Genomic DNA, 15,859 nt, shown 5'->3' with positions numbered 1-15,859 from the left:
ACACTAATCACGCGCCAGGGGCCCTACCAGCAATTTCCGGTACTCGATGGCCTGAATGCGGTGGCGGCGGGGGCGAGATGGGGGCGCGCCGCACCGGACGGCAACGCTCCGGCCGGGGCGACCGTGCGTGGTCCACGGCCCGGGCGAACGGCACGACGCCTTACGGGCCCCCGCGCTCGTGGTCCGCCGCCCGTTTCAGGACCAGCGGCCCGTACGGCCCAGCAGCAGGGCCGTCGCCGCGGTACCCGCCGTGGAGGTGCGCAGCACGGTCGGGCCGAGCCGGTACGGCTTCGCCCCCGCCTCCCCGAACGCGGCCAGCTCCTCGGGGGAGACGCCGCCTTCGGGGCCGACGACGAGCACGAGGTCGCCCTCGGCGGGGAGTTCGGCGGTGGCCAGCGGCTCGCCGCCCTCCTCGTGGAGCACCGCCGCGAACTCCGCCTTCGCGAGCAGCCCGGCGACCCGGGAGGTCGTCATCGGCTCGGTCACGTCCGGGAAGCGGAGGCGGCGGGCCTGCTTGCCCGCCTCGCGGGCGGTGTTCCGCCACTTCGTCAGCGCCTTCGCGCCGCGCTCGCCCCGCCACTGCGTGACACAACGCGCCGCCGTCCAGGGCACGATGGCGTCGACGCCGGTCTCCGTCATGGTCTCGACGGCGAGTTCGCCCCGGTCGCCCTTGGGCAGCGCCTGCACGACGGTGATGCGGGGCCGCGGCGCGGGCTCCTCGTGCCACGCGGAGACGGCGACCTCCAGGCGGTCCTTGCCCTCCACGGCGGCCACGGTCCCGTACGCGCCGGTGCCCGCACCGTCCGTCAGCACGATCTCCTCGCCGGCGCGCAGCCGCCGTACCGACACCGCGTGCCGCCCCTCGGGCCCGTCCAGCGTGACGGTCGTGGCGCCCTCCTGCCGGAGCCGGTGCAGCAGGTCGCGCTCGGCCAGGAAGACCGGTGCCGTCACGACGGGGCTCCGGTCACCAACGACTCGCGCGCCGACTCCAGTTCGGCCACCAGCACCTCGACCAGCTCACCGGCAGGGAGCTGACGGGCCATCCGGTGGCCCTGCCCCGCCCAGAGCGCCATGCCCTGCGGGTCGCCCGCCGTGGCTGCGGCCTTACGCAGTCCCGCGGTCATGTGGTGGATCTGAGGGTAAGCGGCCGGGGCGTAGCGCCCGTGCTCCCGGATGAACCGGTTGACCAGGCCGCGGGCCGGGCGGCCCGAGAAGGCCCGGGTCAACTCGGTCCGCGGGAACAGCGGATCGGTCATGGCCCGCTTGTGCAGGGCGTTGGCGCCCGACTCGGGGGCCACGAGGAAGGCGGTGCCGAGCTGGGCCGCCTCCGCACCGGCGGCCAGGGCACCCGCGATCTGGCTGCCCCGCATCAGCCCGCCCGCGGCGATGATCGGAAGCTGTACGGCCTCGCTGACCTGCGTGACGAGCGTCAGCAGACCGACCCCGGACGAGGTGCCGTCGGCCTGCGGGTCGTCGTGGTGGGTGCTCTGGTGGCCTCCGGCCTCTATCCCCTGGACGCACACGGCGTCGGCGCCCGCCCACTGTGCCGCCTGCGCCTCGGCGGCGCTGGTGACGGTGACGACCGTGAGCGTGCCGGTCTTGGTGAACGCGTCGAGGGCGGCGCGCGAGGGGCAGCCGAAGGTGAAGGAGACGACGGGGACGGGGTCGTCGAGCAGGATCGCGAGCTTGGCCTCGTACGCGTCGTCCAGGCTGCCGTCGGTGTCGCCGAGCGGCGTCTCGTACCAGGAGGCCTCGCCGGAGAGCTGCTCGCGGTAGACCTCGAGCGCGCCCGGGTCGGCGAGGGAGGGCTGCGGCATGAAGACGTTCACCCCGAAGGGGCGCTCGGTCAGCCCGCGGAGCTGCTTGATCTCCTGGTACATCGCCTCCGGCGTCTTGTACCCGGCAGCGAGGAAACCCAGGCCGCCCGCGTCGCACACGGCGGCGGCCAGCTCGGGGCAGGAGGCCCCGCCGGCCATGGGGGCCTGCACGATCGGGTACGGCGACAGATCGGAGAACACGGAGGGCATGGCCGTATGGTGTCACGCGGTGCCGTCCCGCGGCTGATCGGGTCAGCCCCGGTGCGAGCGGGCGTCCGCCGGGGCCGGGCCCCGGGCGGACACCTGCCGGCAACTCCGGTCAGCGGCCGTTGAAGGCGTCCTTCAGACGGGAGAAGAGCCCCTGCTGTCCCGGCTGGAAGTGCCCCGCGGGACGCTCCTCGCCGCGCAGCTTCGCGAGCTGCCGCAGCAGGTCCTCCTGCGGCGGATCGAGCTTCGACGGCGTCTGGACCTCGACGTGGACCACCAGGTCACCGCGCCCGCCACCGCGCAGATGCGTGATGCCGCGCTGGTGCAGCGGGATCGACTGCCCGGACTGCGTGCCGGGACGGATGTCGACCTCCTCCAGCCCGTCGAGCGTCTCCAGCGGCACCTGCGTGCCGAGGGCGGCCGCGGTCATCGGGATGGTGACCGTGCAGTGCAGGTCGTCCCCGCGCCGCTGGAACACCGGGTGCGGCATCTCGTGGATCTCGACGTACAGATCGCCCGCGGGGCCGCCGCCCGGGCCGACCTCGCCCTCGCCCGCGAGCTGGATCCGGGTGCCGTTGTCGACGCCCGCCGGGATCTTGACGGTCAGCGTGCGCCGCGAGCGGATGCGCCCGTCGCCCGCGCACTCCGGGCACGGGGTGGGCACGACCGTGCCGAAGCCCTGGCACTGCGGGCACGGCCGCGAGGTCATGACCTGGCCGAGGAAGGACCGCGTCACCTGCGAGACCTCACCGCGCCCGCGGCACATGTCGCAGGTCTGCGGGGAGGTGCCGGGTGCCGCGCCCTCGCCGGAGCACGTGGTGCACACGACGGCGGTGTCGACCTGGATGTCCTTCGTGGTGCCGAAGGCCGCCTCGTCCAGCTCGATGTCGAGCCGGATCATGGCGTCCTGGCCGCGCCGCGTACGGGACCGCGGCCCGCGCTGGGACGCGGTGCCGAAGAAGGCGTCCATGATGTCGGAGAAGTTGCCGAAGCCCGCCCCGAAGCCGCCCGCGCCACCCGCGGCGGCGCCGGAGAGCGGGTCGCCACCGAGGTCGTAGACCTGCTTCTTCTGCGGGTCGGAGAGCACCTCGTAAGCGGCGTTGATCTCCTTGAACCGCTCCTGGGTCTTCGGATCCGGGTTGACGTCCGGGTGCAGTTCACGGGCGAGGCGCCGGAACGCCTTCTTGATCTCGTCCTGCCCTGCGTCGCGGCGCACGCCTAGTACGGCGTAGTAATCCGTGGCCACTTACGACTCCGCCAGGATCTGTCCGACGTAACGTGCCACTGCGCGTACCGCTCCCATCGTTCCGGGGTAGTCCATGCGGGTCGGTCCGACCACGCCGAGTTTGGCCACTGCCTCGTCGCCCGAACCGTAGCCGACCGCGACGACCGATGTGGACGTCAGCCCCTCATGAACGTTCTCATGCCCGATTCGTACGGTCATGCCCGGGTCCTTGGCCTCCCCGAGCAGCTTGAGGAGCACCACCTGCTCCTCGAGGGCTTCCAGCACCGGCCGGATGGTCAGGGGGAAGTCGTGCCCGAAGCGGGTGAGATTGGCGGTGCCGCCGATCACCAGTCGCTCCTCGGTCTCCTCGACCAGGGTCTCCAGCAGCGTCGCCAGGACCGTGGAGACCGCGGGCTGGTCCTCCGCCTCGAAGGATTCGGGGAGGTCCTGTACGAGCTGGGGCACATCCGCGAACCGCCTGCTGACGACCCGGCTGTTGAGCCGCGCCCGCAGGTCGGCCAGCGAGGTCTCGCCGAACGGCGCCGGCAGGTCGACCATGCGCTGCTCGACGCGGCCGGTGTCCGTGATCAGTACCAGCATCAGCCGGGCGGGAGCCAGCGACAGCAGCTCCACATGCCGGATGGTCGAGCGCGTCAGCGACGGGTACTGCACCACGGCGACCTGACGGGTGAGCTGCGCCAGCAGCCGGACCGTACGGCCGACCACGTCGTCGAGGTCGACGGCGCCGTCCAGGAAGTTCTGGATGGCGCGGCGCTCGGCCTGGGACAGCGGCTTGACGCCGGCCAGCTTGTCGACGAAGAGGCGGTAGCCCTTGTCCGTCGGGATACGGCCCGCGCTGGTGTGCGGCTGGGCGATGTACCCCTCGTCCTCCAGCACCGCCATGTCGTTGCGGACGGTGGCCGGCGAGACACCGAGGCCGTGCCGCTCCGTGAGCGCCTTGGAGCCGACGGGCTCCTCCGTGCCGACGTAGTCCTGGACGATGGCGCGCAGCACTTCGAGTCTGCGTTCGCTGAGCATGCGCACCTCCAGCTTCGGTTCCTCGGTCCGGGCTTGGCACTCCCTGTGCCTGAGTGCCAGCTTCCCCCGGGCCAGTGTACGGCGCGGTGGTATGACCAGGGCAAGGGCGGCCGACTCGCCCGCCGGCCCCCGTCCCGCGCCGGCGGTCCGGTGAATTCGGCAGCGAGCAACGCTACCTGGCTGGGACTAGCGTCGTCGTATGAACCGCACTTGGGAAGAGGCGGGCTGGGAGCAGCTCACCCCGGGCGTCGCCCGCCGCCGCCTGCCGGGCTGGGACGCGACGGCCGGTCTGGTCCACGGTCCTTCCGCCGTGCTGATGGTGGACGCGGGCGCCACCCTGCGCGAGGGCGCCCAGCTGAGGCAGCAGGCGGAGGAGATGCTGGGGCGCCGGGTGACGCATCTCGCACTCACGCACCCGCACTTCGATCATGTCCTGGGCGCCGCGGCGTTCGCGGGGACGGAGGTCTACGGCGCGATCCGGATGGACCTGATGCTGGGCGGCACGCGAGCGCGCGAGGCGCTGCGCGAGGACGCGGTGCGGCACGGGGTCGACGGGGAGAGCGCGGCCGAGGCGGCCGAGATGCTGCTGCGGCCGGACCATCTGGTCAGCGGGGAGATGACGGTTCCGCTCGGCGACGGCAGGGACGCGGTCCTGGTCAACGTCGGTCCCGGGCACAGCGGCCACGACCTGGCGGTGCTCGTGCCCGGGCGCGGGGGAGAGCGCAGCGTCGTCTTCTGCGGCGACCTGGTGGAGGAGTCGGGCGAGCCGCAGGCGGGTCCCGACGCCATCCCGGCCCGGTGGCCGGCCGCACTGGACCGCCTGCTGGACCTCGGCGGGGACGACGCACTGTACGTGCCCGGCCACGGAGCGGTGGTCGACGCGGGCTTCGTACGGGCTCAGCGCGGCGAGCTGGCCGAGCGGTTCGGCGTGTCGTAGGCGCCGGCGGCCCCGGCTCCGTAAGGTCGGTCGGATGCGCAAGCGAAGCTACGGGCCCGACCTCACCCCTCCGTGGAAGAAGCAGAAGCCCGCACCCGAGGTGCCGGTGGAGTCGGACATGGTGGTGGAGGAGGTCACGACCGGCTTCTGCGGCGCCGTGGTGCGCTGGGAGAAGACGGCCGAGGGCCCGGTCGTCACCCTGGAGGACCGCTTCCTCAAGCAGCGCGTCTTCCCCATGACGCCCCGCGGCTTCCTGCTGGAGGGCCGGGTCGTCACGCTCGTACGGCCCGCGGTCGCCGCGCCGCGTCCCCCCGCCCGTACGGCGTCGGGCTCCGTCGCCGTCCCGGGCGCGCGGGCGCGGGTCGCGCGCGCCGGGCGCATCTACGTCGAGGGGCGCCACGACGCCGAACTCGTCGAACGGGTCTGGGGCGACGATCTGCGCATCGAGGGCGTGGTCGTCGAGTACCTGGAGGGCGTGGACGACCTCCCGGCCATCGTCGACGGCTTCGCGCCGGGCCCTGACGCCCGACTGGGCGTGCTGGTCGACCACTTGGTGCCCGGATCCAAGGAGTCCCGGATCGCCGCGGAGGTGACCGGCGACGACGTGCTGGTGGTGGGCCACCCGTACATCGACATCTGGGAGGCGGTGAAGCCCTCGTCGGTGGGCATCCCCGCCTGGCCCACCGTGCCGCGCGGCCAGGACTGGAAGACGGGCGTCTGCCGGGCGCTCGGCTGGCCGGAGAACACGGGTGCCGCGTGGCAGCGCATCCTGGGCTCGGTCGGCAGCTACAAGGACCTGGAGCCCGCGCTGCTGGGCCGGGTCGAGGAGCTGATCGACTTCGTCACCGCTCCGTAGCGGCGGTTCCGGCCCCCGGTTCCTGCGGCTCCTGCTCGCCGCCCGTGACCCGCGTCCCGGGGTGGAAGGCGGAGCAGAGGAACGCGACGGCGAGCGCCCCGGCCATGCAGTAGAAGACGACCTGGTTCGCCTCGGCGAAGTCCATGCGGATGCTGCTCATGGCCTCGCTGCCGAGCTGGGCGAGCGGGCTCTCGCCCGTGGGCGTGCGGTCGTCCGCCTGACCGGTGACCGATTCGGCGATGCTCCGCGCCGACGCCTGCGCCTCCGCCTCGGACACGCCGCGCGCCGTCAGGGTGCCGGCGACGCGGTCGGTCATCGTGTGCGTCAGCACCGTGCCGAAGACCGCCAGGCCGATGCTGGCCGCGTAGTTGCGCGCGGTCTGCGTGATGCCGGTGACCTCGCCGTACGAGGCGCCGATGGAGCGGTTCACGGCATCGGTCGAGGCGGGGGCGAGCAGGAAACCGATTCCGGCGCCGGCCATCGCGGCGTACGGCCACTGGTCGTGGAGCGAGAGATCGGTGAGCTTGTTGGCCCAGAGGGCGAAGCCGACGGCGCCGAGCGCGGTGCCGATCCGCAGGGCGGGCTTGGCGCCCTGCTTGTCGAGGATGCGGCCGCCCCACTGCGAGGCGATGGCGAAGCCGACGAAGAAGTAGAGCAGGAAGAGCGCGGCCTGGTTGGGCGACGAACTGAGCGAGACCTGGGCGTAGACCGAGGTGAAGAAGAACACCGGGACGAACGCCATCATCGCGAAGAACAGCACGGCGACGTCGGCGGAGAAGGCCCGGTCGGCGAAGACGTGCAGCTTGATGAGCGGGTGGGGGGCCCGCAGTTCGTAGCCCACGAACAGCGTGAGGACCACCAGGCCGCCCAGGATGCACACCCAGGTCGCGGCGCTGCTCCAGCCCCACGCGCTGGCCTGCTGCAGGCCCAGGACGCTCAGGCCCATCCCGATGACGACGAGCGCCGCTCCGACCCAGTCGACGGGCTCGCGGCGGCGCTCGTTCCGGATACGGGCCGCGAACGTCAGCGCGATGGCGATGATCGCGACCGGGATGTTGACCCAGAAGATCGCGCGCCAGGTCCAGGTGGTCAGCCAGCCGCCGAGCAGCGGGCCCAGGGCGGTCAGCGCACCGGAGACCCCGAAGAACAGCGCGAGCGCCCGGCCGCGCCGCTCCACCGGGAACACGGCGACGACCACGGCGAGCGCGGCCGGGAACATGAACGCCGCCCCGATGCCCTGGGTCGCCCGGAAGGTGATCAGCCAGGCCTGCGCACCGTCCCCGGTGGGCACGGCGCCGCACAACGTGGAGGAGACCACGAACAGGACGGTGCCGATGAGCATCAGCCGCTTGTGCCCGAAGACGTCGGACAGCCGCCCGCCGAGGGCGAAGAAGGCCGCGAGGGTCAGCAGATAGGCGTTGACGACCCACTGCATGCCCGAGGACGAGAGGTTCAGCTCCTCGATGATGCTCGGCGCGGCGATGGAGACGATGGTCTGGTCGATGAAGGTCATCGCGACCGCGAACATCATGGCCGCCAGGGCCACGGACTCGCGCGGTGCCTCCCCCTCGGCCGTGCGCTCCGGCTCCCGAGGTGATGACGGAGGTGGCTGAGGGCCCGAAGGGCCCCTCGTGTCACTCACATCACAGGATTCTCCGGGAGCTCACGGGACACGGCATCCCGGCGGCGGCCGCCTTGCGCCGGGCGGGGGACTCCCCGCGTTCCTCCGGCCCTCACCGCTCCCGCCGCGTCTCGCGCACCTCAGTCGACCAGATCGCGCACTACGGCGTCGGCGAGCAGGCGTCCGCGCAGGGTCAGCACCGCCCGGCCGGACGCGTACGGGCCCGGCTCCAGCAGCCCGTCCTCCAAGGCGCGCCCGGCCGCCCGCGCGCCCGCCGGCGCGAGCAGGTCCATCGGGCAGCCGTCCTTCAGGCGGAGCTCCAGCAGGATGCGTTCGACCCTGCGGTCCTCACCGGCCAGGACCTCGCGGCCCGCTCCCGGGGAGCGGCCCTCGCTCAGGGCCTGGGCGTACGCGCCCGGGTGCTTGACGTTCCACCAGCGGACGCCGCCGACATGGCTGTGGGCGCCCGGTCCCGCACCCCACCAGTCGGCGCCGGTCCAGTACAGCTCGTTGTGGCGGCAGCGCCTCTCCTCCGACGTGGCCCAGTTCGACACCTCGTACCAGCCGAACCCGGCGGCCGACAGCGTCTCCTCGGCCATGAGGTAGCGGTCGGCGTGCACGTCGTCGTCGGTCATCGGCACCTCGCCGCGCCGGATACGGCGGGCCAGCTGGGTGCCCTCCTCGACGATCAGGGCGTACGCGGACACATGGTCGGGGCCGGCGCCGATCGCGGCGTCCAGCGAGGCGCGCCAGTCCGTCTCGCTCTCCCCCGGCGTCCCGTAGATCAGGTCGAGGTTCACATGGCCGAACCCGGCGGCCCGTGCCTCCGCGACACAGGCCTCGGGCCGCCCGGGGGTGTGGTTGCGGTCCAGGACCTGGAGGACGTGGCGGCGCGCGCTCTGCATGCCGAAGGAGACACGGTTGAAGCCCGCCTCGCGGAGTCCGGTGAGATAGCGCGGGTCGACGGACTCCGGGTTGGCCTCGGTGGTGATCTCGGCACCGTCAGCGAGACCGAACTCGTCCCGGATCGCGGCGAGCATCCGGCCGAGGTCGGCGGCGGGCAGGAGGGTCGGCGTGCCACCGCCGACGAAGACCGTCTCGACGGGGCGCGGGTCGTCGCCGAGGACCTTGCGGGCCAGCCGGATCTCCTCGGTGAGGGTGTCCGCGTAGTTCTCGCGCGAGGCCAGGACGCCGCCGGAGCCGCGCAGCTCGCTCGCGGTGTAGGTGTTGAAGTCGCAGTAGCCGCAGCGGCTCGCGCAGTACGGGACGTGCAGGTAGAAGCCGAGCGGACGGCCGGCGGCGCCGTCGAGGGCGTGGCCGGGCAGGGTCCCGTCATGGGGCACGGGCTCGCCGTCGGGCAGTGCGGAGGGCATGCCCCCATTGTCCACTGCCGAACGGATGGCCCCGGCCCGGCCGGTCACGGCGCCCCGGACCTTCGGGGGCCGGGGAGACGAACGGGCCCCGGGCGGTGCGCCCGGGGCCCGTCACGTCAGCGACGCGGAGCGGCTACGCCTCGCGCGTCCCGTCGTACATCTCGTCGATCAGGTGCTTGAACTCCCGCTCCACGACCGGCCTCTTGAGCTTGAGGCTGGGCGTCAGCTCGCCGTGCTCGACGTCGAGGTCGCGCGGCAGGATCCGGAACTTCTTGATCGTCTGCCAGCGCTGCAGGCCCTCGTTCAGGCGGCTGATGTAGCCGCCGATCATGTCCTCGACCTCCTTGGAGGTGACGACATCCTTGTACGGCTTGCCCGCCATGCCGTGGTCGGCCGCCCAGGACGCGATCGAGGGCTCGTCGAGGGCGATGAGCGCCGTGCAGAAGTTCCGGTCGGCGCCGTGGACCAGGATGTTGGAGACGAACGGGCAGACGGCCTTGAACTGGCCCTCGACCTCCGCCGGCGCGATGTACTTGCCGCCCGAGGTCTTGATCAGGTCCTTCTTGCGGTCGGTGATCCGCAGGAAGCCGTCCGACGACAGCTCGCCGATGTCGCCGGTGTGGAACCAGCCGTCGGGCTCCAGCACCTCGGCCGTCCGGTCCGGCAGGCCGTGGTAGCCCTCCATGATGCCGGGGCCGCGGAGCAGGATCTCTCCGTCGTCGGCGATGCGGACCTCGGTACCGGGCAGCGGCCTGCCGACCGTACCGGTGCGGTAGGTGTCGCCCGGGTTCACGAAGCTGGCGGCACTGGACTCGGTGAGGCCGTAGCCCTCGAGGATGTGGATGCCGGCGCCGGAGAAGAAGAAGCCGATGTCCGGTGCCAGCGCGGCGGAACCGGAGACGGCGGCGCGCAGCCGGCCGCCGAACGCCTCGCGCAGCTTGGCGTAGACGAGCTTGTCGGCGATGGCGTGCTTCACGGTGAGGCCGAGGGGCGCCGTCCCGCTGCCGGTGCGGCGGAGATTGTCCTGGGTGACCTTCGCGTAGTCCCGGGCGACACCGGCGGCCCACATGAAGATCTTGTACTTGGCCGGGCCGCCCGCGCGGGCCTTGGCCGCGACGCCGTTGTAGACCTTCTCGAAGATGCGGGGCACCGCGGCCATGTAGGTGGGCCGGACGACCGGCAGGTTCTCGATGATCTTGTCGATGCGGCCGTCGACGGCGGTGACGTGGCCGACCGCGATCTGGCCCGAGGTCAGGACCTTGCCGAAGACGTGCGCCAGGGGCAGCCACAGGTACTGGACGTCCTCGCCGGTGACGAGGCCGGTCGACTCGATGGCCCGGGCCATGTAGGCCCAGTTGTCGTGCGGCAGGCGTACGCCCTTGGGACGGCCGGTGGTGCCGGAGGTGTAGATCAGGGTGGCGAGCTGGTCTGCGGTGATCGCGGCGATCCGCTTGCGGACGACGTCCGGGTTCTGCTCCAGGTAGGCGGCGCCGCGCCGTTCGAGCTCGGCGAGGGAGAGCACCCAGTCCTCGGGGTCGCCCGGGGCCGTCAGCGCGTCGGCCTCGTTCATCACCACGACGTGCGCCAGATCGGGGAGCTGGGGGCGCTGCGCGCGGGCCTTGGCCACCTGCTCGGCGTTCTCGGCGATCATCACCCGGCTGCCCGAGTCCGCCAGGATGTACGCCGTCTCCTCCGCGTTGGTGGACGGGTAGACCGTGGTGGTCGCCGCGCCCGCGCAGAGCACGCCGAGGTCGGCCAGGATCCAGTCCAGACAGGTGGCGGAGGCGATGGCCACCCGCTCCTCGGGACGTACGCCGACCGCGATCAGGCCCGCGGCGATCGACAGGACGCGGTCCGCGGATTGCCTCCAGGTGAGCGAGCGCCATTCGTCCGGGCCGTCACCCGAAGCGGGCGGCACGGGGTAGCGGAATGCCTCCCGCTCCGGTGTGGCCTCGACCCGCTCCAGGAAGAGCGTCGCCACGGAGGGCGGCCGGTTTTCGATAAGGGTCTGCGTGTCGCTCACGACATCCTCCGTGCCCCGCGGCAAGTGCTGTGAGTGGGAGCTGTTCCATGCCAGTTGTTTAACTGACGAGTAACCTCGAGCAGCCATCAGAGTAGGGCGCGTTCCGCCTTTGCGTAAGGGGGGACTGCGCACTCGTTGAAGTGCGTTTCACCCAGTGGACGGCACGAATCCGTCATCTGCCAGTCATGGACAACGAACAAGGAGAAGCGGGCCCGGATCGACATGTCCGGACCCGCTCGCACGCTTCCCACGGTGATGCCAGGGATGAACCAGGCTCAGCGGCCGATGGGCAGACCGCCGAGCAGCCCGCCGAGTCCGCCCTGACCGCCCTGACCGCCCTGTCCGCCCTGTCCGCCCTGTCCGCCGCCGAACGTTCCGGCGGACGGGTTCGCGGCCGCGTCGTGGCCCTGCCCGACCTTCTCCAGGACCGACTTGCGGATGTCGTTGTCCACCATCCGCGGATCCATCTTCTGGCCGCCCTGCAGCGGTCCGGTGATCACGGAGAGAAGGCCGTTGAGCGGCTTCTCCACCGGGTTCTTCACATCACCCAGCGGCTGGTCCTTGAGCAGAGCCGTCTGGCCCTGCGGGGTCCGAGCGGAGGCCGGAGGCCCGTCGTGGGCCACGGCCGCGGAGCCGGTTCCGAGTGCCATGACGGAGCCGACGACGACGGCGGCAGCCTTCGTGTACTTCACTGGAGGATCCCTTCCCGAGCGGTGTCTGCGCGGCACGACCGTCGTGCCCGCCCGGGACCGCGCTGGCGCCGCCCGGATCACCGCTGCCGCAGTGCGTAACGGCACGCTTCTGCCGCGAGAAACCGGAAGGCCCGGCATTCACCCGTATGCCGCACGAAGGCGCCCGCCTCCGGGGATCCGGTGACGGGCGCCTTTACGCCGTGGCGACTTCTTCTCGGCTTCCGCCCCGCTTCTGCCCGGCCTTCCGGTCGCGGCTTCTGCTCGGCTTCTGCCCGGTTCCGTCCGAACGCCTTCGGGCCTCCGGACCGACCGCTACTTCTTGGCCTTGGCCTCGCCGCCCTCGGAATCCGTGGACAGCACCGCGATGAAGGCCTCCTGCGGGACCTCCACACTGCCGACCATCTTCATCCGCTTCTTGCCTTCCTTCTGCTTCTCCAGCAGCTTCCGCTTACGGGAGATGTCACCGCCGTAGCACTTCGCGAGGACGTCCTTGCGGATGGCGCGGACGGTTTCGCGGGCGATGACGCGGCTGCCGATGGCGGCCTGGATCGGCACCTCGAAGTTCTGCCGCGGGATCAGCTCGCGCAGCTTGGCCACGAGCCGCACGCCGTACGCGTACGCCTTCTCCTTGTGGGTGATCGCCGAGAAGGCGTCGACCTTGTCGCCGTGCAGCAGGATGTCGACCTTGACCAGGTCGGCCGTCTGCTCGCCGGTGGGCTCGTAGTCCAGCGAGGCGTAGCCGCGGGTCTTGGACTTGAGCTGGTCGAAGAAGTCGAAGACGATCTCGGCGAGCGGGAGGGTGTAGCGCAGCTCGACGCGGTCCTCGGAGAGGTAGTCCATGCCGAGCAGCGAGCCGCGCCGGGACTGGCACAGCTCCATGATCGCGCCGATGAACTCGCTGGGGGCCAGCAGGGTGGCGCGCACGACCGGCTCGTGGACCTCGGCGATCTTCCCGGTGGGGAACTCGCTCGGGTTGGTGACCGTGTGCTCGTCGCCGTCCTCCATGTTGACGCGGTAGACCACGTTGGGGGCGGTGGCGATCAGGTCGAGCCCGAACTCGCGCTCCAGGCGCTCCCGGATCACGTCCAGGTGCAGCAGACCGAGGAAGCCCACGCGGAAGCCGAAGCCGAGCGCGGCGGAGGTCTCCGGCTCGTAGACGAGCGCGGCGTCGTTGAGCTGGAGCTTGTCCAGGGCCTCGCGCAACTCGGGGTAGTCCGAACCGTCCATCGGGTACAGGCCCGAGAAGACCATCGGCTTCGGGTCCTTGTAGCCGCCGAGCGGCTGGTCGGCGCCCTTGTGGAACTGAGTAATGGTGTCGCCGACCTTGGACTGGCGGACATCCTTCACACCGGTGATCAGATACCCCACCTCGCCGACGCCCAGGCCGTCGGCCGGGGTCATCTCCGGCGAGTTGGTGCCGATCTCCAGCAGCTCGTGCGAGGCGCCGGTCGACATCATCCTGATCCGCTCGCGCTTGTTGAGCTGACCGTCGACGACCCGGACGTAGGTGACGACACCGCGGTACGAGTCGTAGACCGAGTCGAAGATCATCGCGCGGGCCGGGGAGTCCTTCACGCCGACGGGGGCGGGGACGGTCTCGACGACCTTGTCCAGCAGGTCGGGAACGCCGTCACCGGTCTTCGCAGAGACCTTGAGCACGTCCTCGGGCTCGCAGCCGATGAGGTGCGCGAGCTCCTCGGAGAACTTCTCGGGCTGCGCGGCAGGCAGGTCGATCTTGTTCAGGACGGGGATGATCGCGAGGTCGTTCTCCATCGCCAGATAGAGGTTGGCGAGGGTCTGCGCCTCGATGCCCTGGGCGGCGTCCACGAGAAGGATCGTGCCCTCGCAGGCGGCGAGCGAGCGGGAGACCTCGTAGGTGAAGTCGACGTGGCCCGGGGTGTCGATCATGTTGAGGATGTGGGTGGTGCCCTCACCCTCCCCCGCGGTCGGCGCCCACGGCAGCCTCACCGCCTGGGACTTGATCGTGATGCCGCGCTCGCGCTCGATGTCCATCCGGTCGAGATACTGGGCGCGCATCTGCCGCTGATCGACGACGCCGGTGAGCTGCAGCATGCGGTCGGCGAGCGTCGACTTGCCGTGGTCGATGTGCGCGATGATGCAGAAGTTACGGATGCGCGCCGGGTCGGTACGGCTCGGCTCCGGCACATTACTTGGGGTCGCGGGCACGCAGGGTCCTGTTTCTTGAGGCGTCTGCAGCCTCTGGTCGGATCGATACGTAGCCTCCATAGTCCCACGCCCACGAGGGAGCGACGGGTTTGGGAGGCTCTCGGGGCGGCTGGTAGCCTGGACCACTGTGCCTCGTGCCCTCTCAAACGGGACGGGGCACTGCTCAAGAATCCAGACGAACCTGCAAAGGCTCTTTCGTGGCGAACATCAAGTCCCAGATCAAGCGGAACAAGACGAACGAGAAGGCGCGCCTGCGTAACAAGGCCGTCAAGTCCTCGCTCAAGACCGCGATCCGCAAGACCCGTGAGGCCGTCGAGGCCGGCGACGTCGAGAAGGCCACCGTGGCCGCTCGCGAGGCGTCCCGCAAGCTCGACAAGGCCGTCAGCAAGGGCGTGATCCACAAGAACCAGGCCGCCAACAAGAAGGCTGCTCTGGCTCACCGGGTCGCCACCCTCTCTGCCTGACACCCGCACCACCTGCTTCACACGCCTCACATCTCCACAGTGACGTGATGTACGGGGCTCCGGCCCCAGGGGTCTTCCACGGCCCCGACCCTGCCGGCCCGGATCCAGCGGACCCTCTCAACCGCTCCGGAACGGCAACCCTCGCGCCGCACGCGGCCTGCGTTCGCCACGCGGGTGCGGCGCACCCGAGTTCGTAACCGAAGGCTCGGTGCTCGTCCCTTCCCCAGGGCGGCACCGGGCCTTCGGTGCGTCCCGGGGAGGGGAGTTCGGGTCGGGGGTGCGCCTCCGGTGGGGACGGGCGGGCGCGGGGTTGCGGGCGGGGGGCATTCGCGGGCTCGCGAGTGGGGGGCGTTCGCGGGCTCGCGAGTGGGGCGCTGGGAGCGGTGCGCGCGCCGGTGTCGTATGCGGACAGGTCCGCTATCTTCACGGCATGTCGATACCGGGGGATCAGTCGAATCCGTATGCCGCGCAGCCGTACGGCGCGCATGCTCAGCCACAGCCGCAGCCATCTGGGCATCAGCCTCAGCAGCCTCAGCAGTCCCAGCCGCCTCCCGCGTACCAGCCGCAGCCGGGCGGACAGCCCGTGCCGTACGTGCCGCCGCAACCGCAGCCCGGTGGCTACGGGTTCGGGCCGCCCGTTCCGCCCGCCCCCTCTTCCGCCGCGGGGCGCGGCTGGCTGTGGGCGCTCGGCGGAGCGGGCGTCGCCTCGGTGGTGTGGGCGGCCGTCGTATTCGCGACCGGAGGTTTCCCGGGGCGGGACGACGGGAGTCCGGACCTCGCCGGGTACACCTTCCGCGAGGACATCTGCCCGGACACCGACCTCTCCGCCGCCAAGAAGCAGTACCCCGAGGAGAAGGCGTCGCCGAAGAGCGACGCGGCCACGCACAAGGCGCTCGACGCCATGTGGTGCACGACCTCGCTCGAACCGTCGGGTGCCCAGTACTCCAGCGCGACGGTGACCGTCGAGATGTGGCTCTACAAAGCGACCGACCCGACGGCCAACTTCGAGGCGCAGTACGAGAGTTTCGACCAGCGCGGCGACAGCGGGAACACCTTCTCGGTGCGCAAGGTCCCCGGCATCGGCGACGTGGCGTACCTGGTGACGCCCGAAGAGCCGCGCGAGACGGGCTCGTCGGCGTACCTCGCGGTGCGCGACGGCTGGATGACGTACCAGATGAGCTTCAGCAACTACGTCTCGTCCAGCGACACCGGCGTCTCGGAGCCGGACCTGTCGGAGATCGAGGAGATGCTGAAGCAGGACACGAAGGCGACGCTGAGGAAGCTCGGCGGCTGATCCGGAGTCGCCGGCCCCGTTCACTTGTCTCTTATCTCCCGGTTTTCCGGTACCGGCGGGCGGGCTCGGCCGGACGTTCCACGCGCGCACCGAACCGGCTCCGCACGGTTCACGTCCCAGAGGGT

Annotated in this window: 13 protein-coding genes; 4 read left to right on the top strand and 9 right to left on the bottom strand. The window is 71.3% G+C overall.

What is annotated here, in order from left to right; translation table 11 throughout:
* Positions 1-195 precede the first annotated feature (195 nt).
* The 4 genes from ABZ822_RS10340 to hrcA all read right to left on the bottom strand — a co-directional run bounded on the left by ABZ822_RS10340 (position 196) and on the right by hrcA (position 4,287).
* Complete coding sequence (locus ABZ822_RS10340) at positions 196-951, bottom strand: 16S rRNA (uracil(1498)-N(3))-methyltransferase (RefSeq protein WP_360849936.1); 756 nt, start codon at positions 949-951, stop codon at positions 196-198.
* A complete protein-coding gene (locus ABZ822_RS10335; protein ID WP_360849933.1) occupies positions 948-2,027 on the bottom strand; it encodes a nitronate monooxygenase in 1,080 nt (359 codons plus the stop codon). The genes ABZ822_RS10340 and ABZ822_RS10335 overlap by 4 nt, the downstream gene beginning before the upstream one ends.
* A 109-nt stretch (positions 2,028-2,136) precedes the next feature.
* Complete coding sequence (gene dnaJ / locus ABZ822_RS10330; RefSeq protein ID WP_360849930.1) at positions 2,137-3,270, bottom strand: molecular chaperone DnaJ; 1,134 nt, start codon at positions 3,268-3,270, stop codon at positions 2,137-2,139.
* Complete coding sequence (gene hrcA, locus ABZ822_RS10325) at positions 3,271-4,287, bottom strand: heat-inducible transcriptional repressor HrcA (RefSeq protein ID WP_360849927.1); 1,017 nt, start codon at positions 4,285-4,287, stop codon at positions 3,271-3,273.
* Positions 4,288-4,486: 199 nt separating this feature from the next.
* Here hrcA and ABZ822_RS10320 point away from each other — a divergent pair, with 199 nt between their 5' ends.
* Positions 4,487-5,224 carry an MBL fold metallo-hydrolase gene (locus ABZ822_RS10320; protein WP_360849924.1) on the top strand — a complete coding sequence of 246 codons (738 nt, stop codon included), beginning with the start codon at positions 4,487-4,489 and terminating at the stop codon, positions 5,222-5,224.
* A gap of 34 nt (positions 5,225-5,258) precedes the next feature.
* A complete protein-coding gene (locus ABZ822_RS10315) occupies positions 5,259-6,080 on the top strand; it encodes a DUF3097 domain-containing protein (protein WP_360849921.1) in 822 nt (273 codons plus the stop codon).
* Here ABZ822_RS10315 and ABZ822_RS10310 read toward each other — a convergent pair.
* From ABZ822_RS10310 to lepA, 5 genes are all read right to left on the bottom strand, one after another.
* On the bottom strand, positions 6,067-7,611 hold the full coding sequence (locus ABZ822_RS10310; protein ID WP_360850478.1) for an MFS transporter: 1,545 nt from the start codon (positions 7,609-7,611) through the stop codon (positions 6,067-6,069). The genes ABZ822_RS10315 and ABZ822_RS10310 overlap by 14 nt on opposite strands.
* 230 nt (positions 7,612-7,841) lie before the next feature.
* Positions 7,842-9,074, bottom strand: coding sequence for a radical SAM family heme chaperone HemW (gene hemW / locus ABZ822_RS10305; RefSeq protein ID WP_360849918.1), 1,233 nt, complete (start codon positions 9,072-9,074; stop codon positions 7,842-7,844).
* Between the two features lie 133 nt (positions 9,075-9,207).
* Positions 9,208-11,097: an AMP-dependent synthetase/ligase gene (locus tag ABZ822_RS10300; RefSeq protein ID WP_360849915.1), complete on the bottom strand. Its 1,890-nt coding sequence runs from the start codon at positions 11,095-11,097 to the stop codon at positions 9,208-9,210.
* A gap of 275 nt (positions 11,098-11,372) precedes the next feature.
* The gene (locus ABZ822_RS10295; RefSeq protein ID WP_360849912.1) at positions 11,373-11,789 is read right to left on the bottom strand and encodes a hypothetical protein; all 417 of its coding nucleotides are present in this window, start codon (positions 11,787-11,789) and stop codon (positions 11,373-11,375) included.
* A 312-nt stretch (positions 11,790-12,101) separates the two neighbouring features.
* On the bottom strand, positions 12,102-13,976 hold the full coding sequence (lepA, locus tag ABZ822_RS10290; protein WP_360849909.1) for a translation elongation factor 4: 1,875 nt from the start codon (positions 13,974-13,976) through the stop codon (positions 12,102-12,104).
* A 197-nt stretch (positions 13,977-14,173) separates the two neighbouring features.
* On the opposite strand from lepA, the gene rpsT reads away from it, so the two are divergent.
* A complete protein-coding gene (gene rpsT, locus ABZ822_RS10285; RefSeq protein ID WP_360849906.1) occupies positions 14,174-14,440 on the top strand; it encodes a 30S ribosomal protein S20 in 267 nt (88 codons plus the stop codon).
* 583 nt (positions 14,441-15,023) lie between these two features.
* Positions 15,024-15,734 carry a hypothetical protein gene (locus ABZ822_RS10280; protein WP_360849903.1) on the top strand — a complete coding sequence of 237 codons (711 nt, stop codon included), beginning with the start codon at positions 15,024-15,026 and terminating at the stop codon, positions 15,732-15,734.
* Positions 15,735-15,859 lie beyond the last annotated feature (125 nt).

The organism is Streptomyces sp. NPDC047108 (assembly GCF_040643575.1).
Taxonomy (GTDB): domain Bacteria; phylum Actinomycetota; class Actinomycetes; order Streptomycetales; family Streptomycetaceae; genus Streptomyces.
The sequence above is the reverse complement of the archived record's forward strand: the minus strand, read 5'-3'. Positions and strand labels throughout refer to the sequence as shown.

Coding starts and splice junctions, on each gene's coding strand:
- hrcA (WP_360849927.1), bottom strand. CDS start 4,287: ATGCTCAGCGAACGCAGACTCGAAGTGCTGCGCGCCATCGTCCAGGAC.
- hemW (WP_360849918.1), bottom strand. CDS start 9,074: ATGCCCTCCGCACTGCCCGACGGCGAGCCCGTGCCCCATGACGGGACC.
- ABZ822_RS10320 (WP_360849924.1), top strand. CDS start 4,487: ATGAACCGCACTTGGGAAGAGGCGGGCTGGGAGCAGCTCACCCCGGGC.
- ABZ822_RS10310 (WP_360850478.1), bottom strand. CDS start 7,611: ATGATGTTCGCGGTCGCGATGACCTTCATCGACCAGACCATCGTCTCC.
- ABZ822_RS10315 (WP_360849921.1), top strand. CDS start 5,259: ATGCGCAAGCGAAGCTACGGGCCCGACCTCACCCCTCCGTGGAAGAAG.
- ABZ822_RS10335 (WP_360849933.1), bottom strand. CDS start 2,027: ATGCCCTCCGTGTTCTCCGATCTGTCGCCGTACCCGATCGTGCAGGCC.